Origin of the sequence: Sinorhizobium sp. RAC02, from assembly GCF_001713395.1 — a bacterium.
Taxonomy (GTDB): domain Bacteria; phylum Pseudomonadota; class Alphaproteobacteria; order Rhizobiales; family Rhizobiaceae; genus Shinella.
In genome coordinates this window covers 3,578,291-3,599,755 of the sequence record NZ_CP016450.1, presented here as the reverse complement: position 1 = coordinate 3,599,755, position 21,465 = coordinate 3,578,291, and the positions used below count along the sequence as shown (strand labels likewise).

Genomic DNA, 21,465 nt, shown 5'->3' with positions numbered 1-21,465 from the left:
TCTCCCTTTCTGCCTTAGAGCACGCCGGCTTCGTTTTTCAGCTTGTCGACCAGTTCGGCAACCGACTTGACCTTGACGCCAGCCTTGCGGCCCGACGGTTCCTCGGTCTTCAGCACCTTGAGGCGCGGGCTCGTGTCGACGCCGAAGTCTGCGGGCGTCTTCTTGTCGAGCGGCTTCTTCTTCGCCTTCATGATGTTCGGTAGCGACGCATAGCGCGGTTCGTTGAGGCGCAGGTCCGTCGTGACGACGGCCGGCAGCTTGACCTCGATCGTCTGCAGGCCACCGTCGACTTCGCGGGTGACCTGTGCGGAACCGCTGCCGATCTCGACCTTGGAGGCGAAGGTCGCCTGTGCCCAGCCGAGCAGCGCCGACAGCATCTGGCCGGTCTGGTTCGAATCGTCGTCGATCGCCTGCTTGCCAACGATGATCAGGCCCGGCTGTTCGGCCTCGGCGACACCCTTGAGGATCTTGGCGACCGCCAGCGGCTCGACCTGGTCGTCGGTCTCGACCAGCACGGCGCGGTCGGCACCCATGGCGAGTGCTGTGCGCAGCGTCTCTTCGGCCTTCGCAGGACCGATCGACACGACGATCACTTCCTCCGCCTTGCCGGCCTCCTTCAACCGCAACGCTTCCTCAACGGAAATCTCGTCGAACGGGTTCATCGACATCTTCACATTCGCCAGCTCGACACCCGAGCCGTCAGACTTGACGCGAATTTTGACGTTGTAATCAACGACCCGCTTTACAGGGACCAAGATCTTCATGGCTTCCTTCCTTCATATGCCCGCGAGGGAAAATGCGCCTTTCAAGGGCGCCCTGATTGTCGGTTGGCGACATCGATACGCGTTTTTTCCCCAAACACAATGTGTCACGAGCCCTCCCCACGTGAAAACGGAGGCGTTATAAATTACCTTTACGTTCACGTCAATTTACCATCTGCGACACGCTCACCGCCCCCAATGGGTCGGCGGCACGGAGGGGCCTGACGGCGTCTCCTCGACGGGAGCGGGGGTCGCCTCGACATGGCGGACGGCCTTGGGCGTGACGATCGTCCGGTCGAACAGCGGCACGCCGCGCCGGCGCAGGACGAGCACGAGGATGGCCCCTGCGACGATACCGCCGACATGGGCGCCCCAGGAGACGCCGCTGTCACCATCGACCACCAGCATGTAGAATTGCTGGGTGATCCAGAAGGCGAGCGGAATGACCGCCGGCAGCGGCAGCGGAATGCGGAAGAACACCAGAACCCAGACGCGCACCTTCGGATGCAGCAGGAAATATGCCGCCACCACCCCGGAAATCGCCCCCGAGGCGCCGATCAGCGGCGCTTCCGAGTCTGGCTGCACGAGACCATGCACAAGGGCGCCGGCCGCCGCGCAGAGCAGGTAGAAGACGAGGAAGCGGAAATGGCCGAGCGCATCCTCGACATTGTCGCCGAACACCCAGAGGAACAGCATGTTCGAGGCGAGATGCATGAAATCGCCATGCAGGAAGGCATAGGTGACATAGGTCGCATCTTCAGGCACCAGCACGAGGCTCGGCTCCAGGTCGGCGAAATCGAAGACGACAGCAGGAATATAGCCGAGGCCGACGACCGCGGCATCGGAAAACGACTGTGTCGAGGCAAGCCCTGTCACCAGCCAGACGACGACATCGATCACGATCAGGCTGATCGTGACATACTGCACCTTGATGTATTTCAGAGCATTCGCGTCGTGCAGCGGTATGAACATGGATCCCCTTCCCAAGGCCTGCTGCGAACGAGCTTATCTGTTCTGTCCCGGAACCCACAATATGTCCGAGTGTCCTTTGTCGTTGACCCAGCGCGCGGCGACGAACAGGAAATCCGAGAGCCGGTTGATATAGGCGACCGCCGCCACCGAGACGGTCTCCCCGCTATCCTGAAGTGCCACGATCCGCCGCTCGGCCCGGCGCGCAACAGTGCGCGCCAGATGCAGCGCCGACGCCGCGGGCGTGCCGCCCGGCAACACGAAGGAACGCAGCGGCTCGAGATCGGCATTGAGCGTATCGATTTCCACCTCCAGCCGGTCGACCTGTGACTGCGCGATGCGCAGCGGTTCGTAATCGAGTTTCTTGCCGGTATCGGGCGTCGCAAGGTCCGCGCCGAGATCGAAGAGATCGTTCTGGATGCGCACCAGCATGCGATCAAGCGCAGGGAAATCGGCAAGATGCTGACGCACGAGCCCGATGCAGGAATTCGCCTCGTCGACCTCGCCGTAGGATTCGACGCGCAGGTCATGCTTCTTGCGGCGCGGCCCCGCGACAAGACCGGTCGTGCCGTCATCGCCCGTGCGCGTATAGATCTTGTTGAGCTTGACCATCGTCCCCTCAGCGTCCGCCGCCGGTAATCCAGAGCGTCAGCATGATGAGGACGATGGCGACCGCCTGCAAGAGCACGCGCGCCTGCATCAGCTTGTTCGATGTGTTGCCACTGCCGCCCTTGGCCATGTTGACGAGACCGCGCACGAGCACGATCACCACGAGGCCCATGACGAGCAGGGTCATGAAGGTGAGAAAGGAAGACATGCCAACAATCCGATTTGATTTCCGTCAGCCCTATTCACATAGGGCATTCACGACAAATAGCACGTATTTTCGGGCGAATGCGCCTGCGACGCCGCGCCGCGTCAGCCAAGCCGGCCGATGATGCGGTAGAACAAGGCGGCCGGCAGCAGCTTCTTCAACAGCGCACCCTGCTTGGCCGGTGTCGTCACGATGTAATGCGGCCGTGGCGCCTTCGCCGTCAGCGCATGGCGCAGCACTGCATGCACCGCCTCCGGCCCCAGCTTGCCGCGCGCCGGTTTCGATTCGCCGCGCAACCGTTGCAATTGCCGGCGGTATTCTTCCGCATGCACCGAGTTTTCAAGATCGATGTTCTTCTCGATGTAGGTCAGCGCAGTGGCGGTGAAACGCGAGGTGATCGGCCCCGGCTCGATCAGACTGACATGCACACCGGACCCGGCAAGCTCCATGCGCATCGTCAGCGACAGGGCCTCGAGCGCGAATTTCGAAGCATTATAGGCGCCGCGCCAGCGATAGGGCACGATGCCGAGGATCGACGAGCATTGCACGATGCGGCCGGAACCCTGTCTGCGCATCGTGGGGATCACTTGCCGCGTCAGGTCGTGCCAGCCGAAGACGTTCGTCTCGAACTGCTGGCGCAGCACGTCGACCGGCAGGTCTTCGACGGCACCGGCCTGTCCGTAAGCACCATTGTTGAAGAGTGCATCGAGCCGGCCCCCAGTGCGCGAAAACACCGTCTCGACGAGGGCTGCGATCGTTTCCGGCTTGGTGTAATCCATCAACAGCGCCTCGATACCATCGGCCTCGAGGCTCGCCAGGTCTTCCTCCCGCCGCACCGTCGCAAAAACCCGCCAGCCTTCCGCCTTCAGCGCGCGGGCGCAGTGCGCACCGATACCCGAGGAGCACCCGGTAACGATGATGCTCGGCGGGGTCGTCGCATTTGGAGAAGACATGGCGGTTTCCTGTACAAATCTGCGTCCGTTTCCCATATCACCACGACAGCACCACGCGCCGTCCTTAAAGCGTGGTGTTATGGAAATTTGAATTTGGGCATAACGTCTTAAACTGAATCCGGTTTAAGACGTTATGCCCAGGCAGACAATTGCGAAGACGGCCGGGCACGGTCGCAAAGGGACTGGATATTGCCGATGCCGACCGCCATCCGCCTTGCCTACAAGGTCGTCTTCGACGCGATCTGGCACTTTTCCGAGGACGACGGCTGGGCGATGGCGAGCCATGTCGCGCTCTCCACGCTTTTGGCGATCTTTCCCTTCCTGATCTTCGGCACCGCACTCGGCTCCTTCCTCGGCGCCGACCAGTTCGCCGAGACCGCCGTGCACCTGATCTTCGACACCTGGCCGGAATCGATCGCCGCCCCCATTTCCCGCGAGGTCGTCGCCGTCCTCACCATTCCACGCGGCGGACTGTTGACGGTTTCCGTGCTGGCCGCCGCCTACTTCGCCTCGAACGGGGTGGAGGCGCTGCGTGTCTCGCTTAATCGTGCCTACCGGGTGGCCGAAACGCGCTACTGGTACGTGACGCGCCTGGCCAGCCTCGGCTTCGTCATTGCCGGCGTGCTGGCGCTCGCCGTCATCAGCATCGTGCTGGTCGCCGCACCGCTCGCGGTGCGGGCGACGGGCGACTGGCTACCCTGGCTGAACTATGTCTATTCCTGGGTGGAAAGCTGGGGCCTGTTCGGCACCATCCTCGTCCTGCTCGTCGGCCTGCTGATCGCCCATCTCTGGCTGCCGGCCGGCCGGCGCAAGATCGCCGACGTGCTGCCCGGCATCCTGCTAACGCTTCTGGCCTGGGGCATCGGCGCCTATACCTTCGCCTCCTATCTCACGACCTTCGCCAACTACGTCTCCACCTATGCCGGCCTCGCCTCGATCATGATCGCCCTGGTCTTCCTCTACATCGTCGGGGTGATCTTCATCCTCGGCGCGGAGATCAACGCAGCCCTGATGAAGTTCCGCGTAAAGCGGCTGATTCTCGACAAGATCAGGGGCGTGCGCAAACAACAGCCGCCAGCCGGTGACGATTCAATGGAAGACGAAGCCATAGCCCGCGAGCAGGGCGCGAATGCCGGCAGATGAAACACCCTTTTCACGGTACGCCGCTATACCCGTATCTTGATTGTTCTTCGACAGTTTTCGCCCATCCGGCCCCGGCACCAGCCCGTGATGGCGATAGGCGGGCGCCGGCAACCCGAACAGGCTTTGCAGGAGGCGATGCACCGCCGTCGCATAAAAAAGATCCTGCCCGCGCACCACGTCGGTAATGCCCTGTACCGCATCGTCGAGCACGACGGCGAGGTGATAACTCGCCGGCGCATCCGGCCGCGACAGGATGACGTCACCCCAGCGCTCGGGCCGCGCCGTCACGATGCCCGTCTCGCCCTCCGGCCCCTCGCCCGCCTCCGACCAGTCGAGGATATCAGGCGCAAGCGCCCGGGCCTTGTCCATATCGAGCCGCCAGGCATGCTGGCGGCCCGCTGCGATCCAGGCCTTCGCCTGATCCCGGTCGAGCACACGTTCTTCCGTCGGGTAGAGCGGCGCACCATCCGGATCGCGCGGCCAGAGACCACCCGCCGCCTCATGCGCCTGAACCCGCGCCTTCACCTCGCCGCGGCTCAAAAAGCCCGGATAGAGCAGACCCATCGCCTTCAGCCGTTCCAGTGCCTCGGCGTAGAAGGCCAGATGCTCCGACTGGCGCCGCACCGGCTTTTCCCAGCCAAGCCCCAGCCAGGCGAGGTCCCGGTAGATCGCCGCTTCGAATTCGGGGCGCGATCGGGCAGGATCGATGTCTTCCATGCGCAGCAGGAACCGTCCACCGCAGGCCGCGGCAAAGCCATGGTTGAGGATCGCCGAAAGCGCATGGCCGAGATGCAATAGACCATTCGGGCTCGGCGCAAACCGAAAGACACGATTTTTTGACAAAGCACTTTGCATGAGGTCTTCTGGCATGAAGAGGCGTGTCACGTCACTACAGGGCTGTGCGTTGAGAATGACGTACAAAGGCCACTGTTGGAACAAGGATCGAGGCCGCTCGAAACCATGCGACTGCACATGATCAATTCGGAGGCGGATGTCGCGACGGGTCTGGTCGACCTCGCCCTGCTCGACGCGCGCCTGTTCACCGTCATCGACAAGGCCGGCCCGGTGCCGCTTCGCCGCCTGCCTCCCGGCTATCGCGGCCTTGCCGGCATCATTGTCGCCCAGATGGTGTCGCGCGCCAGTGCGGATGCGATCTGGCGGCGGCTGGAGGAACTATCCGGCGATATCACGCCCCACCACATCCTCGCCCTTTCCGATGAGGCCTGTCGCACGATCGGGCTTTCGCGCGCCAAGGCGGAGACGCTGCGCCGCGCGGCCGAGGCTGTCGATCGCGGGGAACTCGATCTCGACGCGATCTGCCGCATGGAAGCGAAGGCGGCGACCCACAAGCTCACCGCCATCAAGGGCATCGGCCGCTGGACGGCGGATGTCTACCTGCTGTTCTGTGGCGGCCACCCGGATATCTTTCCGTCCGGCGATATCGCCCTGCAAAATGCCGTCGCCCATGCGCTTGGCCTTGCCATGCGCCCGAGCCCCCAGGAGCTCGACCGGATCGCCGAAAGCTGGTCGCCCTGGCGCGGCGTCTCGGCCCGATTGTTCTGGGCTTATTATGCCCGCGAGATGCGCCGCGAGGTCGCGCCGGTGCTCGAAGGGTGAGCTTTGCGAAATACGTTGTTTTCGCTTTTCCTTTCCCGCTTCACAATGCTGTAACAACGGGCCTAATATAGAAGAGCAGATGCCGAATCGATCAGGAGAAGCCCTTGACGATTTCTGTTTCACCACAGGCCCTGCCAGCTCTTGTCTTGAATGCTGACTACCGGCCACTGAGTTATTACCCCTTGTCGCTTTGGTCCTGGCAGGACGCGATCAAGGCCGTGTTTCTTGACCGCGTAAACATCATCGCCGAATACGACCATTCGGTTTCCTCCCCGAGCTTCACGATGCGCCTGCCGAGCGTCGTGTGCCTCAAGTCCTACGTGCAGCCTTCACGCCACCCGGCCTTCACCCGGTTCAACGTGTTCCTGCGCGACAAGTTCGAATGCCAGTACTGCGGGACGCCCGACGACCTGACCTTTGACCATGTTATCCCGCGCGCCCATGGCGGCGAGACGACCTGGCACAATGTGGTCGCGGCCTGCTCCCCGTGCAATTTGAGAAAAGGCAGCAAGCTGCCGAAGCAGGCGGGCATGTTCCCGCATCAGAAGCCCTACCAGCCGACGGTTCAGGATCTGCACAACAACGGGCGACTGTTTCCACCCAACTATCTGCATGAAAGCTGGATGGACTATCTCTACTGGGACGTCGAACTGCAGCCCTGACGCAGGTCACGCAAAAGTGCCTGGCACTTTTGCGGCGACGACATGCGTGACGCCACGGGTTGCGGCATCTCAGGCTTTCGTGGACCGCACGCCCTTGAAGGCGATCGCGGCAAGGATGAGGCTTGCGATCACATTCCAACCGGCAAAGGACAGGCCGAGGAAGCGGAAGGAGGCTTCCGTGCAGGACGGACCGTGCTTGCTGTTGAGATCGGACAGCAGGTCACCGGCATTCTGCGTGACGCCCTGGGCGGAGGTCGCGCAGGTCGCCGGCCCCTCCCAGAAACTCCACTCGACGCCCGCGTGATAGACGCCCATGCCTGCACCGACCAGCATCATGATGCCGGCAATCGCCAAAAGCAGGCGCGTCAGCCAGGCCGGGCCGCCGAACAGGGCGGAGACCAGCGCCGCAACCGCGACCGGAATGCCGTAATAATAGGGATCCCGCTGCAGCAGGCAGAGCGCACAGGGAATGTAGCCGCCGACATGTTCGAAGGCGAGCGCGCCGCCCACGGTCGCCGCCATGCCGAGCGAAAGCAGGCCTGCGGATGTCTTGCGGGAAAGGTCGAGGAATGCCGTCATCAGGATCGTCCAATCGGGCCGGCGGGGGTGCCGGCGAACGGCGCCGAGTTCTATCAGGTGGCACGTCGTTGTAAATCACCTGCACGGATATGTGATCGGCCCATTTAGCCCCGATTTCCCGGTTGCCGCCCACGAACGCTTCGTGTAAACGGCGATGGCTGCAGTACCGTGCCCCATTGGCGGAACTGGTAGACGCGCTCGACTCAAAATCGAGTTCCGAAAGGAGTGCTGGTTCGATTCCGGCATGGGGCACCATTCTTTTCCGCGCGACGCCGCCCACCTACCCATCGCGCTGGTTCGCGCTATCGCGCACCAAACTTATCCTAGGTAAGGCTGGTTTTTCAGGCGTTTTCGAAGAAATACCGTGACAATCCATCCAACGGCCGGCTTTTCGGCGCGCGGTAGAGGGCCTCTGACGGTTTAAGCGTCTTTGGTTGTGATTGGCAGGACGATACTTCCCATGGCTTTAAATAATCCTCGGCGGCAACCCTCTGGACTACGCCTCGTCCCTTCCCTCCCCGAACCATTTATGATTACCTATGATTGTTTTTCAAAGGGGAGCTTGCCGCAATGTCCTTCATGGTAGCAGCTAGCACTGGCTTTAGCGCTGCGAGAGATATTTACGCAGCAGGATATAAATCCAGCAACAAACTCCACTTAGACGGAAACTCCGCATTTGCCGCCAATCAGCACAACTATGCGCCGGTGGAATTCGATGCGACATTTGACGAGAGCGACCAGGCGCATGGAGATCAGCTGCGCGCTGCTCTTCGCCAGCTCGGCGGGTTCCGTGAACGTTTTGGTATTCCGACGACCCATTTCTTGCGCGATGGGAAGGCGCTTCTTCGTATGCGTCCCGTCGCGGCAAATTGCGGCGAACTTGCAATGATCGCGGCAGCAAGTGCCTGGGTCAGGCTGGGGGAGCCAAAACCTGCGCCAGTGGCGTTGGTCTCTTTGGCGGCACCGGCGGACCACGTTTTCTGCGCTGTCGGACCGCGCGTCAAATGTGCGAATTTGGGGAACAATACAGTGGAAGAGTTGGCGGGAAGTCCGCTTTCCGTCGATGTCTGGGCGGCCGATCCATGGCTGAACGTGTTTTGCAAATTGCAGGACTACCCGGCGCGGGCCGGCGAAAAATTCAACAAATGGCACCTGGCCAATAAACGAATCGCCTGGGGGGACCGGGCCGCAAGGTGCCGGATGGTACCCACCGCTCGGAGACTACGCCCGGGGCTTTGCGGCAGCTGGTTTGGTCGTGACCCTCGGCTGAAGCACCCGACAGACGATCAAAACCTATCGTCCGCGCCTTGTTGGGTTTGGCCTCAGCGCGATCACATCCCCGTCTACGGAAGCCGAAATTCGGGGCAGCCTGCAAAAAATCATTTTTTAGCGGGAACAAATTTTGCTGTGCCGCATTTTACGGGGGCAGCCGCAGACACCCCCGGATGCGGTTGTGAGGGGGACCCGAGAGCGATGTGCACGCTCTTGGGTCTCAACCATTTTAGGCCCCATAAACGGAAATACGGGGCCGCCCGCGGGCGATGATCAGAGAATGAAATCTGCCTTGGTGAAGGTGATGGACGCGTCCACCACAATCGAAAAATCCGCCTTGCCATCGCCGTTCACGTCCCCCTGAATATAGGTGTCGCCACCAGTCTTCACGTAACGAAGTTCGCCGGCATCCTTCGAGAAGGCCTTGTTGCCGATGAAGGAGAACGCCTGGTCCTTGGCAAGCGTGGCATCGGCGTCGATCGCCTTGAGGTCGATCCTGTCTTTTTCCTTCTGACTGAAATCGAAGATCGTGTCGCGCCCGCTCGCAGCAACCGTCGAATCCTGCACCGAGAGGAAGACGAAGGTATCGGCACCGGCACCGCCATAGAGCTTGTCCGCGCCGACACCACCCTCCAGCCGGTCATTGCCGGCATCACCCTTCAGCGTGTCGTTGCCAGCGCCACCGTAGAGCTTGTCCACGCCATTGCCGCCGGACATCGTGTCGTTGCCGTTGTAGCCGTAGAGCGTGTCATTGCCATTGCCGCCCCAGAAGACGTCGGCATAGTTGGTCGCCTTGATGACATCGTCACCGGACAGGAAGGCGTTGAGGAATTTCGCGGTGCTGCCGCTGTCGATCGCCGCCGTCAAGGCCTTGCCCGTCAGCGAAAGGTTGGTGACGTCGAGGACGGCGATGCCGTCGGAGACGGCCTTGAAAGCCGTGATCGTGCCGCCGGTGACACCAAAAACTTCCCCACCCACGACCTTGTACGTCAGGTTCGTACCGCTGAACTTCATGTAGTTCTTGCTGTCGTCGCGAAACTCGAGGTAGGTCGGCTTTGCAACTTCGCGATCATAATCCAGGATTGTCTGCAACTTTTCAGAAACGAATTTGTTGAAATTTGCGCCGGATTTCAAAGAGAAACCCCTAATATTGATATTACTCATACTCTATCCCCGGTTGCGATAGCCGATGCTTAGCCTGCGCCAAACAGGCCAACAACTCCCAATTCGGGGCGGATCTGTCCGACTTCGGAACAGTCCTAATCATCCCTAAACAGCACCGAACAAATCCTCCCCTTCCGCGTTTCCATTCAGTCAACCACAGGAGCGTTCCATGGTCTTCAAAGAAGGTACCTTCAAGGGTGAACCACCCGAACACTTCGAAGCACCACACCCCGCCTGGCTCGAACAGGCGGTCGCTGACGCCCTGTCCGTCGCCGGCGACGTGGATGCGTCCGATGTAACCGTGACCTGCGAGGGCACGCGGATCATTCTGTCAGGCAACATCAGCTCCCCGCAGGAGGCGGAGCGCGCGACGGCAATCGCGGCGTCCATTGCGAATGTCAGCAGCGTGGACAACCGCCTGTCCTGGCTCTGACCCCCACAAAGGCGCCATTGCGGGCTGCCCCTCCGGAATGCTAGGTGCAATGCAGCAAACTGGAGTGCCGCCGGATGCTCGCCGAGAGATCGACCTATGATGCGCTGTACCGGGATTTCCGCTGGAATATCCCGGAACGGTTCAACATCGGCACCGCTGTATCCAATGCCTGGGCCGAGCGTGAACCGGAGCGTATCTGCCTTCAGCATTTCCGCCCGGATGCGCCGCCGCTTTCGATGACCTATGGCGAGCTTGCCGCACGCTCCGACGCGTTTGCGGCGGCGCTTGCTGCGGAAGGCGTCAGCCGGGGTGACCGCGTCGCGATCCTCCTGCCGCAGGGTTTCGAGACGGTCATCGCGCACCTGGCGACCTACAAACTTGGCGCCATTGCCCTGCCGCTCGCCTTGCTGTTCGGCGCCGATGCCCTGCTCTACCGGCTGAAGAACGCCGAGGCGAAGGCGATCGTCACCAACCATTTCGGTTTCGACCGTTTGCAGCCGATCCGGCCGGAGCTGCCGACTCTTGATCTGGTGATCACGATCGAACCGGTCGGCGATCCGGCAGCGAAGTCCTTTCAGGACCTCGTCGACCGCCACGCCGGTCCGTTCGAGGCGGTCGACAGCGGCCCGGACGACCCGGCGATGATGATCTATACCTCGGGCACGACCGGCCCGCCGAAGGGTGCCCTGCATGGCCACCGGGTGCTGCTCGGCCATGTGCCGGGTTTCCAGATGCATCACGAGTTCCTGCCGCAGCCGGGCGACCGCATCTGGACGCCCTCCGACTGGGCCTGGGCGGGGGGCCTGCTCAACGTGCTGCTGCCGGCCCTGCTGCTCGGCGTGCCGGTCGTCTCCTCGCCAGGGCAGAAATTCGATCCGGACATGGCCTACCGCATCATGCAGGACATGGACGTGCGCAATGCCTTCATCCCGCCGACGGCGCTGCGGCTGATGAAGAGCGTCGCAAACCCGCGCGAAAAATATCGGCTGAACCTGCGCACCATCGGCTCGGCCGGCGAATCGCTCGGCCGCGAGACCTGGGAGTGGGTCCGCGACACGCTCGGCATCACCATCAACGAATTCTACGGCCAGACCGAGTGCAACATCGTGCTCGGCTCGATCGGCAAGCTCGGCGTGTCGCGGCCCGGCCCGATCGGCAAGGCGGTGCCCGGCCATGCCGTCGCGATCATCGACGCCGAGGGCCGGGAAGTGCCACGCGACACGGTCGGCCAGGTCGCGGTCAAACGGCCCGATCCCGTGATGTTCCTCGGCTACTGGAGAAACGAGACGGCGACGGCGGAAAAATTCATCGGTGACTGGATGACGACCGGCGACCTCGGCCGCATGGACGAGGAAGGCTACGTCACCTTCTTCGGCCGCGACGACGATGTCATCACCTCCTCCGGCTACCGCATCGGCCCGAGCGAGATCGAGGATTGCCTCGCCGGTCATCCGGCCGTGCAGCTTGCCGCCGCCGTCGGCAAACCGGATCCGGTTCGCACCGAGATCGTCAAGGCCTATGTCATGCTGCGCCCGGGAGAGGCACCCTCGGAAGCGCTCGCCTCCGACATCCGCGACTGGGTGAAATCACGGCTTTCCATGCACGAATATCCCCGCGAAGTGGATTTCGTCGAATCCCTGCCACTGACGACCTCCGGCAAGGTCATCCGCCACCTGCTGCGCAAGCGCGCGGCGGAAGAGGCGCCGTTCGCGGCCTAGAGCAATTCCGGCAAAGGTGCGCAGCGGTTTAGCGTTTGGAATTACGTCAAACACGAAAAGCGGACGCGTCTAACGCCGCGCCAGCGACCGGATCTTGTCGCGCAGCAGCCGCGCGACATTGCGCGTGTTGCGGTAAAGGTGAAGCTGTGCCGCCGTCTGGCGGACGTCGCGGTCACGGTTCTGTTGCAGCCCGACGACGAGCGTACCCATGTCCTCGCGCTCTTCCCAGAAGCGGCTCATGACCGGATGGTCCGGCACCGCACAGGAATCCGACCGCGCGATGTTCGCGTCGTCGAGGTGCCATTCGGTCAGTTCCGCGACGAGCAGCTTGCCGGGCGAATATTTCGCAAACGCCTCGTCATAGGCCGTCTTCCACGTATAGGCCTCGCCGCCCGTCATGAAGACGATCATCGAGGCGATGGCGCGCCCGTCGAGATCGAGCGTGTGGATGCGCACGCCGTCGGTTTCCGCAAGATTGCTGATCGCCTCGCGGGCAAAGGCGGCGCGATACCGGTCGTTGATCATCGCCGTGCGGCCGCGTCCCTTCCAGCCGGCCGCCTCGAGCAGCAGGAATTCTTCCATGCGCAGGCGGATGTCGGCGGGCTGGCGGGCGACATTGTAGCTGAGCTCGCCCATTGCATCGAGCCGGCGCCATTGCCGGCGCAGCTCGCGGAAATGCTCGGGCGAGATGGCATTCTGCAGATAGGTCTGGCCATCGAGCAGGCTGTCCAGCATCGGCCGACGATAGGTATCGGTGATGGTGACCGGCAGGTTGCGGCCGATCGCGACCGCGCGCAGCAACTGGGCGAAGGCACCGTTGAGGCGCAGGTCCGGCAGGACGAGGATCGGCGGCAGGCCAGTGCCCGGCCCACCGAGCGCTTCGAGGAAATTGTCCAGCGTTTCAGCCGCATCCTCGGCATCGACGAGCGGCGTGCCGAGCGGCCCAAACGGGTTCGACCAGGCACGCAGGATGCTGGAGCCGATGGAGAAACCCGGCTTTTCCACGGAGAACGGCATCAGGAAACGCATGCGGCTGCGCCCGTCGCCCTCGTCGCGGATGACCGAGAGCCGCACGGTGCGATCCTCCAGGCGCGGCATGGCCGGCGCCAGGAACCGTCCCGTAAAGAAGACGTTCGGCTCCATGACGCGGTTCGACAGGAAATCGAGTTCCTGCTGCAGCTCATAGCCCGCCGTTGCCGGATAGAGCGCCAGCGAGCGGCCCGGCCGCCCGACGATGAAACGCTGGTCGGCCGGCGGTTGTGCCAGTGGCGGGGCTGGCGGGATAGCGGCCTGGGCGCGCCCTGCCGCGATGGCGTGGTCGATGCCGTGGCTATCGGTCATGATGGTCCATCCCGTTGACGAGGCTCGCCTTCACCGGATTGGCGAAGGCGAAGAGAATGATGGAAAGTTTGGTGCGCACCACGATGTGCAAAAGCAGCGCCTCGACGACCATGGCGCCCGCCGTCGCGATGGCGGCGCCCGTCAGGCCGAAGAGCGGAATGAGCGTGACGTTGAAGAGGATGTTTGCCGTAAGCGCCACGGCATAGACGCCGACACAGAGCCGCTGTTCACCGCACATGGTGAGCAGCACTTCGCCCGGCCCCACAAGCGCCTTGGCGAGAATGCCGGCAAAGAGAATGAACATCAGGCTCCAGCCGGCCGTGAAAGCCGGCCCGAAGAGCGACAGCAGCAGATGGCCAGACAGCAGCACCACGCCGCCAACGACGAGCGACGGCCAGAAACTCCAGCGCACAGTTTCACCGGCAAAGCGCGCAAGGGCTACGCGGTCACCCGCGGAGAACATGGCCGAAAAACGCGGGGCTGCGGCGGCCTTTACGGAGAAGAACACGAAGTGCACGAGCGCCATGGTTTTTGCCGCGGCGAAATAGATGGCCACACTTTCCGGATCGAGGAAGAGACCGACGACGATGACGTCGGAATTGGTAAGCAGGAAGCCGAACCCTTCGATCAAGAAGATCGGCAGCGCCGCCTTGATCCAGAGCGAGAACTCGATCTTGCGCGGGCCTGCGACATAGCGTTTGCCGAGCCGGTAGACGATGTTGAAGAACTGCACGACCGTGGTGAGGTAGGTCGCGGCCAGCGCCGCGGTCATCGCCGTCAGGGCCGTATGCGGCGCGCCGAGCGTCACCGCGAGCACCATGAAGACGAGGATCAGCAGCGGGCGGACGATATAGGTGGGGCTCAGCGCCACCACCGCCCAGCTATGGGCGCGCGCGGTGCTTTCCAGCACGTCGCCGAGCGCGATCATCGGCATGCAAAACAGGCCGATGAACAGCGGCAGGACGTAGTAGCTGGCAAAGGAATCGCGGAAAAACCAGAGGCAGAGGAACCCGAGCACCGCAAGCGTGGTCGAGGACAGAATGGCGAAGATGCGGGCGGTGGAGGTAAGCCCGCGGATTTCCGCAAGCGCGCTGCGGCCGACATAGTCGGGCAGGAAGCGCACGACCGTCGTGTGGAAGCCGAGACAGGACATGTCGCCGACGATGACGATGAGCGCCCAGACGAAAACGAAGATGCCGTATTCGAACTCGCCCATCACCCGGGCCAGCACGATCTGCGTCAGGAAGGCGATGGCAGCGCTGGCAACCCGGATGGCAAAGGCAATGAGCGCCATGCGCTGGGCGAGGTTGCGGGGATCATCGCTGGACAGGATCGTCGCGAGCGCACGCGTGAGCGGCTCCGCCTTGCCGCGCAGGCCGGATGGCAGCAACCTCTCAGCCGATTGAATGACCGCCATCAACACAGGAACCCAAACGCTACGCAGAACTCAACAGCGTCAGTCTTGTCAGATCAGGGTTAACAAACGGTTGGATCGCGGCGTCACGCGCCTTGGCCGGACAAAGAAAATGCCGCCCGAAGGCGGCATTTTCAGTCTTTGCGATCAGGCCTGTTCGAACGCGCCGTGGCAATGTTTGTATTTCTTGCCGGAACCGCAGGGGCAGGGCTCGTTGCGCGAGACGCGGCCCCAGCTCGACGGATCGTTCGGGTCGCGGTTCTCCGGCTCGACGCCAACCGCCATGAAGCCGCCGCCATTGCCTTCGCCGAAATCGTCCTCGCCGGTCGTGCCGTCGATATGGTGGCCTTCCATGGCCGGCAGGGACGGTGCCGGTCCATCGGCGGCCTGGCGCACGAGCTCGACGCGCATCAGCTGTGCCGTGACCGTCTGGCGAAGGTTCGCCAGCAGCGCCTGGAAGAGTTCGAAGGCTTCCGCCTTGTATTCCTGCAACGGATCACGCTGGGCATAGCCGCGGAAGCCGATGACGGAGCGCAGATGGTCGAGGTTGACGATGTGCTCGCGCCACAGAAGGTCCAGTGTCTGGAGCAGCACGGAGCGCTCGACATAGGTCATGATTTCCGCGCCGAAGCGTTCGGCACGGTCGGCGGCGGCATCGTCGGCTGCCTTGTGCAGGCGCTCGAGAATGTCCTTCTCGTCGATGCCTTCCTCGGCCGCCCAGGCCTCGATCGGCAGGTCGAGATTGAGCTGTTCGACGACGCCGGCCTTCAGGCCCGCAACGTTCCACTGCTCGGCATAGGCGTTTTCCGGAATGTTCAGGCGGACGAGATTCTCGACCACTTCGTTGCGCATGTCGGTGACGATTTCCGACAGGTTCTCGCTGTCCATCAGCTCGATGCGCTGTTCGAAGATCACCTTGCGCTGGTCGTTCAGCACGTCGTCATACTTCAGGAGGTTCTTACGGATGTCGAAGTTGCGGGCTTCGACCTTCTTCTGCGCGCGTTCCAGTGCCTTGTTGATCCAGGGATGGACGATCGCCTCGCCTTCCTTGAGGCCGAGCTTCTGCAGCATGGAATCCATGCGCTCGGAACCGAAGATGCGCATCAGGTCGTCCTGCAGCGACAGGAAGAACTTCGAGCGGCCCGGGTCGCCCTGACGGCCGGAACGACCGCGCAGCTGGTTGTCGATGCGGCGGCTTTCGTGACGTTCGGTGGCAAGAACATAGAGTCCGCCGCCGGCAAGCGCCTGCTCCTTCAGCTTCTTGACCTCGGCAATCACCGATTCGCGCTTGGCGTCACGCTCGGGACCCGGCTCCATCTCGGCAAGCTCGCGCTCGAGACGCATTTCGAGGTTGCCGCCGAGCTGGATGTCGGTACCGCGACCAGCCATGTTGGTGGCGATCGTCACCGCACCCGGTACGCCGGCCTGCGAAACGATATAGGCTTCCTGCTCGTGGTAGCGGGCGTTCAGCACCTGGAAGTCCTTGAAGCCGGCCATCTTGAGGCGCTCGGCAAGGTATTCGGACTTTTCGATCGAGGTCGTGCCGACGAGAACCGGCTGGCCCTTCTCGCGGGCGTCCTTGATCTCCTGGATGATCGCCTTGTATTTTTCTTCGACGGTCCGGTAGACCTCATCGTCCTCGTCGAGGCGCTTGATCGGCAGGTTGGTCGGTACCTCCACGACGTCGAGGCCGTAGATGTTGCCGAATTCCTCGGCTTCCGTCGAAGCCGTACCCGTCATGCCGCCGAGCTTGGAATACATGCGGAAATAGTTCTGGAAGGTGATCGAGGCCAGCGTCTGGTTTTCCGGCTGGATCGTGACCTTTTCCTTGGCTTCCAGCGCCTGGTGCTGGCCTTCCGAATAGCGGCGGCCCGGCATCATGCGGCCGGTGAACTCGTCGATGATGACGATCTCGTCGTTGCGGACGATGTAGTCCTTGTCGCGGGTGAAGAGCTTGTGGGCCTTCAGCGCGTTGTTGATGTGGTGCACGATCGCGACGTTCTCGACGTCATAGAGCGATTCGCCCTTCAGAAGCCCCGCCTGACGCAGCAGGTTTTCGAGCTTCTCCGTGCCGACTTCCGAGAAGTTGGCGGAGCGCTGCTTCTCGTCGATCTCATAATCCCCTTCATCGAGCAGCGGAATGTAGGCATCGATGGTGGTGTAGAGATCGGAGCGGTCGTCGAGCGGGCCGGAAATGATCAGCGGCGTGCGCGCTTCGTCGACGAGGATCGAATCCACTTCGTCGACGATGGCAAAGAAGTGCCCGCGCTGGACCATCTGGCCGCGCTCGTACTTCATGTTGTCGCGCAGATAGTCGAAGCCGAGTTCGTTGTTCGTTGCGTAGGTGATGTCGCAGCCATAGGCCGCGCGGCGCTGGTCGTCGTCAAGCCCGTGCATGATGACGCCGGTCGTCATGCCGAGGAAGCCGTAGATCTTGCCCATCAGCGCGCTGTCGCGGGTGGCGAGATAGTCGTTGACGGTCACGACATGCACGCCCTTGCCGGCGAGCGCGTTCAAGTAGACGGGAAGCGTCGCGACGAGCGTCTTGCCTTCACCGGTCTTCATTTCGGCGATCGACTTCTCGTGCAGGATCATGCCGCCGATCAGCTGGACGTCGAAGGGACGCAACCCCAGAACACGCAAGGCCGCCTCGCGGGCGACCGCGAAGGCCGGCACCAGAATGTCGTCGAGCGTCTTGCCCGCGGCGAGCTGCTCGCGGAATTCCACGGTCTTCGCACGCAATGCGTCGTCGGAGAGCGCTTTCATCTGCGGTTCCAGCGCATTGATGGCGTCGACACGCGGACTATAGGAGCGGATGCGACGATCGTTCGAGGAACCGAACAACTTGCGGGCTATGCCGCCGAGGCTGACCATCAGGATGGTCCTTTCTTTGTGGGCACCCGGCGCGTGACAGGTCGTAGGAATTGCGCGCAAAGCCGTGAAACGCCCGGAAACTGATCTGGACGCGGGATTGCGTGACAGATAAGAGGGGGGTCGAATGATGTCAACGGCTCAGGCGGTTGCACAACTGCCACATTCTGGTGGTGTTGAGCCGTTTGGCACCGGATATCCGCTTGATTCCGGCGAGGATGTGAAAGGTCTTTCTCTATGTTGAAGTACAGCAAGCTCGCGGCAGTCGCCCTGATCGCGATCGTCGCCGCAAGCACGAGCGTCCGTGCACAGGACGCCGCCGCCGATCCGGTCGTTGCCAAGGTCGGCGCGCTCGAGATCCACGAATCGGAACTGAAGCTCGCAATCGCCGGCCTCGACCCGCAGCTCGCCAACCTGCCGGACGAGCAGAAGCGCGTCGCCGCCCTTTCCTCGATCATCGACGTCAAGTTGCTTGCCGCCGATGCCGACAAGGAAGGCCTGAAGGACGACGCCGAATTCAAGCAGCGCCTCGCTTTCCTCACCGATCGCGAACTGCACAACGCCTATTTCAAGAAGCACGTCGTTGATGCCGTCACGCCGGAAGACGTGAAGGCGCGCTACGAAAAGGAAGTCTCCGCCATCACGCCGGAAGACGAAATCCGCGCCCGCCACATTCTCGTCAAGACCGAGGAAGAAGCCAAGGCCGTGATCGCCGAGCTCGATGCCGGCAAGGATTTCGTCGAGATCGCCAAGGCGAAGTCGACCGATCCGAACAAGTCGGAAGGTGGCGACCTCGGTTACTTCGCCAAGGGCCGCATGGTTCCGGAATTCGAAACCGCCGCCTTTGCCCTCGAAAAGGGCGCCTATTCCAAGGTGCCGGTCAAGTCGCAGTTCGGCTTCCACGTCATCAAGATCGAGGACAAGCGCAAGCAGCAGCCCCCGGCACTCGACCAGGTCGAGCCCCAGGTTCGTCAGCTCGTCATGCGCGACAAGTATCTTGAGCTTCTGGAAAAGGCCAAGGCTGCAGCATCGATCGACATCCAGGATCCGGCGCTGAAGACCGCTTACGACGCGGTTAACAAGGCGGAAGCTGCAGGCGAAGGCGAACCCGCACCGGCCATCGAAGGCCAGCAGTAAGAACGACAACGGCCCGGCGTTTTCCGCCGGGCCTCATTCACTCAAGGCCGGCCCGGCTGTCTACCGTCGGGCCTTTCTTCAAACAGGCCGGCCCGGCTCCCGTCGGGCCTTTCCTCAAACAGGAATGCACGATGTCCGGCTCGATCTCCCCGCTTGCCCCGAAAACCTATGCCGATATGCCGCCGGTCCGCGGCGTGCGCATGGCGACCGCCGCCGCAGGGATCAAGTACAAGAACCGGACGGACGTGCTGATGATGGTCTTCGATCGCCCCGCGGCGGTCGCAGGCGTCTTCACCCGCTCGAAATGCCCTTCCGCCCCGGTCGATTTCTGCCGGGCCAACCTGGCCGGCGGCGTCGCCCGTGCGGTGGTCGTCAATTCCGGCAATGCCAATGCCTTTACCGGCCGCAAGGGCCGCGAATCGGCGAAGCTGACCGCCGAAGCGGCCGCCAAGGCGATCGGCTGTGCCGAGAACGAAGTCTTCCTCGCCTCGACGGGCGTCATCGGCGAACCGCTCGACGCCACAAAATTCTCCGGCGTGCTTGATGGCCTCGCCGCCTCCGGCGCGGAGGATTTCTGGTTCGAGGCCGCCAAGGCGATCATGACGACAGATACCTATCCGAAGGTCGCCACCCGCACCGCAGACCTCGGCGGCGTTACCGTCCGCATCAACGGTATCGCCAAGGGCGCCGGCATGATCGCGCCCGACATGGCGACCATGCTCTCCTTCGTCGTCACCGACGCCGACATCCCGGCACCGGTGCTGCAATCCCTGCTGTCGGCCGGCGTCGGCCCGACCTTCAATGCCGTCACCGTCGACAGCGACACCTCGACCTCCGACACGCTGATGCTGTTTGCGACCGGCGCCGTCGATGGCCAGCAGCTGGTAACGGCCGACGACGCATCGCTCGACGGTTTCCGCGCCGCCCTCAACGACCTTCTGCGCGACCTGGCGCTTCAGGTCGTGCGTGACGGCGAAGGCGCGCGCAAGATGGTCGAAGTCACCGTCGAAGGCGCTGAGAGCGACGCCGCCGCCAAGCGCATCGCGCTGTCGATCGCCAATTCGCCGCTCGTCAAGACCGCGGTTGCCGGCGAGGACGCCAATTGGGGCCGCATCGTCATGGCCGTCGGCAAATCCGGCGAGATGGCTGACCGCGACCGCCTCGCCATCTGGTTCGGCGACGTGCGCGTTGCCGTCGATGGCGAACGTGATCCTTCCTATTCCGAAGATGCGACGACGGCCGTCATGCAGAAGCAGGACATCCCCGTCCGCGTCGAGATCGGCCTCGGCAATGGAAAGGCGACGGTCTGGACCTGCGACCTGACCAAGGAATATGTCGAGATCAACGGCGACTACCGTAGCTGAGGCCGGGACCCGCGTGACCCCCTCCGGACAAAAGACGATGAATGATCTCCCCAAAGTCCGCCGGCTCGAGGCCGTCGGTTTTCGTGCCTGGCCGGCAGCCTCGGTGCAGTATGACGGAAGCTGGCTCTGCCGGCTGACGGCCGGCCACCCCTCCCGCCGGCTGAATTCGGTAAATCCGCTCGATCCGTTCGACTACCGCGACATCGACATCCGCCTGCAAAAGGCGGCAAAGCGTTTCGCCGATTACGGTCGGCCACTGCTCGTGCGCCAGACGCCGCTGACGCCGCCAAAACTCATCGACTTCATGGACGAGGCCGGCTGGGTCGACGACGGCCATACCGTCGTCATGATGGCCGACCTTGCCACCCTTCCCCGTGATGAAGGCCTCGACCACCTGCCGAGCCGCGATGTCGGCCGCTTCGTCGATGCGCGCATCCGCGTTGCCGGCGACGACCCGGCGCTGAAGCCCGGCCTGACCGAGATCATCAACGCCATCAAGCCGGAAACCGGCCTCTTCATCTTCGAGGAAGCGGAGTTCGGCCCGACGGCCGTAACGATCGCCGTGCACGACAATGATCTGGTCGGCATCCTCCAGCTCGGCGCCGCAGAAGAGCGGCGCGGCCAGGGCCTCGGCACCGCGATCCTGCATGCGAGCCTGCGCTGGGCCAAGCTCAAGGGCGCCCGCCATGCCTGGGTGCAGGTCGAGGCGGACAATGCGGCGGCCATCGCGCTCTACCGCCGCGCCGGCTTCCAGGACGTCTACGAGTACAGCTACCGGGGACCTGCCGCGGCATGACCGAACCGACGCCCAAGCCCCGCCGCATCCTGCTCGTCGCCGCCTGCGCGCTCGTCGATGCCGATGGCCGTATCCTTCTGGCACAACGCCCCGAGGGCAAATCGCTCGCGGGTCTCTGGGAGTTCCCGGGCGGCAAGGTCGAGGCCGGCGAAACGCCGGAAGAGACGCTGATCCGTGAACTGGACGAAGAACTCGGCATCCAGACGAAGGTCGCCTGCCTCGCGCCGCTGACCTTCGCCAGCCACACCTATGACGACTTCCACCTTTTGATGCCGCTCTATGTCTGTCGCCGGTTCGAGGGCACCGCCCACGGCCGTGAAGGACAGGCGATCAAGTGGGTGCGGCCGAAGGCGCTGCGCGATTATCCGATGCCGCCGGCCGACGAACCGCTGATCCCCTTCCTGATGGATCTTCTTTAAGCGTTCGGCAGGAAATAACCCTGCATTTTTCGTTTCCC

21 protein-coding genes and 1 tRNA gene are annotated in these 21,465 nt (G+C 62.8%); 11 read left to right on the top strand and 11 right to left on the bottom strand.

Annotation, left to right across the window (positions count from 1 at the left end; translation table 11 throughout):
- Nucleotides 1–14 precede the first annotated feature (14 nt).
- The 5 genes from BSY16_RS17295 to BSY16_RS17275 form a co-directional block, all read right to left on the bottom strand.
- Complete coding sequence (locus BSY16_RS17295) at nt 15–764, bottom strand: electron transfer flavoprotein subunit beta/FixA family protein (protein ID WP_069060815.1); 750 nt, start codon at nt 762–764, stop codon at nt 15–17.
- 183 nt (nt 765–947) lie between these two features.
- Nucleotides 948–1,733, bottom strand: a complete 786-nt coding sequence (locus tag BSY16_RS17290; RefSeq protein ID WP_069060814.1) for a rhomboid family intramembrane serine protease — start codon at nt 1,731–1,733, stop codon at nt 948–950.
- Between the two features lie 33 nt (nt 1,734–1,766).
- Nucleotides 1,767–2,342 carry a cob(I)yrinic acid a,c-diamide adenosyltransferase gene (locus BSY16_RS17285; protein WP_069060813.1) on the bottom strand — a complete coding sequence of 192 codons (576 nt, stop codon included), beginning with the start codon at nt 2,340–2,342 and terminating at the stop codon, nt 1,767–1,769.
- A gap of 7 nt (nt 2,343–2,349) precedes the next feature.
- Entirely contained in the window at nt 2,350–2,547 is a 198-nt protein-coding gene (locus BSY16_RS17280) for a twin transmembrane helix small protein (RefSeq protein ID WP_069060812.1), read from the bottom strand.
- Between the two features lie 101 nt (nt 2,548–2,648).
- Nucleotides 2,649–3,497 carry an SDR family oxidoreductase gene (locus BSY16_RS17275; protein ID WP_069060811.1) on the bottom strand — a complete coding sequence of 283 codons (849 nt, stop codon included), beginning with the start codon at nt 3,495–3,497 and terminating at the stop codon, nt 2,649–2,651.
- A 195-nt stretch (nt 3,498–3,692) separates the two neighbouring features.
- On the opposite strand from BSY16_RS17275, the gene BSY16_RS17270 reads away from it, so the two are divergent.
- A complete protein-coding gene (locus BSY16_RS17270) occupies nt 3,693–4,640 on the top strand; it encodes a YihY/virulence factor BrkB family protein (protein ID WP_069060810.1) in 948 nt (315 codons plus the stop codon).
- Here BSY16_RS17270 and gluQRS read toward each other — a convergent pair.
- Nucleotides 4,587–5,510 (bottom strand): tRNA glutamyl-Q(34) synthetase GluQRS, encoded by a 924-nt coding sequence (gene gluQRS, locus BSY16_RS17265; protein ID WP_171902426.1) that lies wholly within the window; start codon nt 5,508–5,510, stop codon nt 4,587–4,589. The two genes, BSY16_RS17270 and gluQRS, sit on opposite strands and share 54 nt — an antisense overlap.
- 96 nt (nt 5,511–5,606) lie before the next feature.
- On the opposite strand from gluQRS, the gene BSY16_RS17260 reads away from it, so the two are divergent.
- Nucleotides 5,607–6,257: a DNA-3-methyladenine glycosylase family protein gene (locus BSY16_RS17260; RefSeq protein ID WP_069061602.1), complete on the top strand. Its 651-nt coding sequence runs from the start codon at nt 5,607–5,609 to the stop codon at nt 6,255–6,257.
- Nucleotides 6,258–6,361: 104 nt separating this feature from the next.
- On the top strand, nt 6,362–6,919 hold the full coding sequence (locus BSY16_RS17255) for an HNH endonuclease (protein ID WP_069060808.1): 558 nt from the start codon (nt 6,362–6,364) through the stop codon (nt 6,917–6,919).
- A gap of 69 nt (nt 6,920–6,988) precedes the next feature.
- Here BSY16_RS17255 and BSY16_RS17250 read toward each other — a convergent pair whose 3' ends face one another.
- Entirely contained in the window at nt 6,989–7,504 is a 516-nt protein-coding gene (locus tag BSY16_RS17250) for a disulfide bond formation protein B (protein ID WP_502696012.1), read from the bottom strand.
- 164 nt (nt 7,505–7,668) lie between these two features.
- Here BSY16_RS17250 and BSY16_RS17245 point away from each other — a divergent pair.
- Nucleotides 7,669–7,753, top strand: a tRNA-Leu gene (locus BSY16_RS17245).
- Between the two features lie 315 nt (nt 7,754–8,068).
- The gene (locus BSY16_RS31980; RefSeq protein WP_150129988.1) at nt 8,069–9,043 is read left to right on the top strand and encodes a hypothetical protein; all 975 of its coding nucleotides are present in this window, start codon (nt 8,069–8,071) and stop codon (nt 9,041–9,043) included.
- Here the strand turns inward: BSY16_RS31980 and BSY16_RS17240 are convergent, their stop codons facing one another.
- Nucleotides 9,044–9,904: a hypothetical protein gene (locus BSY16_RS17240; protein ID WP_069060806.1), complete on the bottom strand. Its 861-nt coding sequence runs from the start codon at nt 9,902–9,904 to the stop codon at nt 9,044–9,046. It abuts the gene before it with no gap.
- A 199-nt stretch (nt 9,905–10,103) separates the two neighbouring features.
- Here BSY16_RS17240 and BSY16_RS17235 point away from each other — a divergent pair, with 199 nt between their 5' ends.
- Both BSY16_RS17235 and BSY16_RS17230 read left to right on the top strand, forming a co-directional pair.
- Complete coding sequence (locus tag BSY16_RS17235; protein WP_069060805.1) at nt 10,104–10,367, top strand: BON domain-containing protein; 264 nt, start codon at nt 10,104–10,106, stop codon at nt 10,365–10,367.
- 74 nt (nt 10,368–10,441) lie between these two features.
- Entirely contained in the window at nt 10,442–12,085 is a 1,644-nt protein-coding gene (locus BSY16_RS17230; RefSeq protein WP_069060804.1) for an AMP-binding protein, read from the top strand.
- 69 nt (nt 12,086–12,154) lie between these two features.
- On the opposite strand, the gene BSY16_RS17225 is transcribed toward BSY16_RS17230, so the two are convergent.
- The 3 genes from BSY16_RS17225 to secA all read right to left on the bottom strand — a co-directional run bounded on the left by BSY16_RS17225 (nt 12,155) and on the right by secA (nt 17,714).
- On the bottom strand, nt 12,155–13,426 hold the full coding sequence (locus BSY16_RS17225) for a GNAT family N-acetyltransferase (protein ID WP_069060803.1): 1,272 nt from the start codon (nt 13,424–13,426) through the stop codon (nt 12,155–12,157).
- Entirely contained in the window at nt 13,416–14,843 is a 1,428-nt protein-coding gene (locus tag BSY16_RS17220) for a lipopolysaccharide biosynthesis protein (protein WP_069060802.1), read from the bottom strand. Before BSY16_RS17220 ends, BSY16_RS17225 begins: the two co-directional genes overlap by 11 nt.
- A gap of 144 nt (nt 14,844–14,987) precedes the next feature.
- Nucleotides 14,988–17,714, bottom strand: coding sequence for a preprotein translocase subunit SecA (secA, locus tag BSY16_RS17215; RefSeq protein WP_069060801.1), 2,727 nt, complete (start codon nt 17,712–17,714; stop codon nt 14,988–14,990).
- A 234-nt stretch (nt 17,715–17,948) separates the two neighbouring features.
- Here secA and BSY16_RS17210 point away from each other — a divergent pair, with 234 nt between their 5' ends.
- From BSY16_RS17210 to mutT, 4 genes are all read left to right on the top strand, one after another.
- Entirely contained in the window at nt 17,949–18,848 is a 900-nt protein-coding gene (locus BSY16_RS17210; RefSeq protein ID WP_069060800.1) for a peptidylprolyl isomerase, read from the top strand.
- A 131-nt stretch (nt 18,849–18,979) separates the two neighbouring features.
- Nucleotides 18,980–20,212 (top strand): bifunctional glutamate N-acetyltransferase/amino-acid acetyltransferase ArgJ, encoded by a 1,233-nt coding sequence (gene argJ / locus BSY16_RS17205; protein WP_069060799.1) that lies wholly within the window; start codon nt 18,980–18,982, stop codon nt 20,210–20,212.
- A gap of 37 nt (nt 20,213–20,249) precedes the next feature.
- On the top strand, nt 20,250–21,008 hold the full coding sequence (locus tag BSY16_RS17200; protein WP_083242937.1) for a GNAT family N-acetyltransferase: 759 nt from the start codon (nt 20,250–20,252) through the stop codon (nt 21,006–21,008).
- The gene (gene mutT / locus BSY16_RS17195; RefSeq protein WP_069060797.1) at nt 21,005–21,427 is read left to right on the top strand and encodes an 8-oxo-dGTP diphosphatase MutT; all 423 of its coding nucleotides are present in this window, start codon (nt 21,005–21,007) and stop codon (nt 21,425–21,427) included. Before BSY16_RS17200 ends, mutT begins: the two co-directional genes overlap by 4 nt.
- Nucleotides 21,428–21,465: the final 38 nt, after the last annotated feature.

Coding starts and splice junctions, on each gene's coding strand:
- BSY16_RS17295 (WP_069060815.1), bottom strand. CDS start 764: ATGAAGATCTTGGTCCCTGTAAAGCGGGTCGTTGATTACAACGTCAAA.
- BSY16_RS17290 (WP_069060814.1), bottom strand. CDS start 1,733: ATGTTCATACCGCTGCACGACGCGAATGCTCTGAAATACATCAAGGTG.
- BSY16_RS17285 (WP_069060813.1), bottom strand. CDS start 2,342: ATGGTCAAGCTCAACAAGATCTATACGCGCACGGGCGATGACGGCACG.
- BSY16_RS17280 (WP_069060812.1), bottom strand. CDS start 2,547: ATGTCTTCCTTTCTCACCTTCATGACCCTGCTCGTCATGGGCCTCGTG.
- BSY16_RS17275 (WP_069060811.1), bottom strand. CDS start 3,497: ATGTCTTCTCCAAATGCGACGACCCCGCCGAGCATCATCGTTACCGGG.
- BSY16_RS17270 (WP_069060810.1), top strand. CDS start 3,693: ATGCCGACCGCCATCCGCCTTGCCTACAAGGTCGTCTTCGACGCGATC.
- gluQRS (WP_171902426.1), bottom strand. CDS start 5,510: ATGCCAGAAGACCTCATGCAAAGTGCTTTGTCAAAAAATCGTGTCTTT.
- BSY16_RS31980 (WP_150129988.1), top strand. CDS start 8,069: ATGTCCTTCATGGTAGCAGCTAGCACTGGCTTTAGCGCTGCGAGAGAT.
- BSY16_RS17235 (WP_069060805.1), top strand. CDS start 10,104: ATGGTCTTCAAAGAAGGTACCTTCAAGGGTGAACCACCCGAACACTTC.
- BSY16_RS17230 (WP_069060804.1), top strand. CDS start 10,442: ATGCTCGCCGAGAGATCGACCTATGATGCGCTGTACCGGGATTTCCGC.
- BSY16_RS17225 (WP_069060803.1), bottom strand. CDS start 13,426: ATGACCGATAGCCACGGCATCGACCACGCCATCGCGGCAGGGCGCGCC.
- BSY16_RS17220 (WP_069060802.1), bottom strand. CDS start 14,843: ATGGCGGTCATTCAATCGGCTGAGAGGTTGCTGCCATCCGGCCTGCGC.
- secA (WP_069060801.1), bottom strand. CDS start 17,714: ATGGTCAGCCTCGGCGGCATAGCCCGCAAGTTGTTCGGTTCCTCGAAC.
- BSY16_RS17210 (WP_069060800.1), top strand. CDS start 17,949: ATGTTGAAGTACAGCAAGCTCGCGGCAGTCGCCCTGATCGCGATCGTC.
- argJ (WP_069060799.1), top strand. CDS start 18,980: ATGTCCGGCTCGATCTCCCCGCTTGCCCCGAAAACCTATGCCGATATG.
- BSY16_RS17200 (WP_083242937.1), top strand. CDS start 20,250: ATGAATGATCTCCCCAAAGTCCGCCGGCTCGAGGCCGTCGGTTTTCGT.
- mutT (WP_069060797.1), top strand. CDS start 21,005: ATGACCGAACCGACGCCCAAGCCCCGCCGCATCCTGCTCGTCGCCGCC.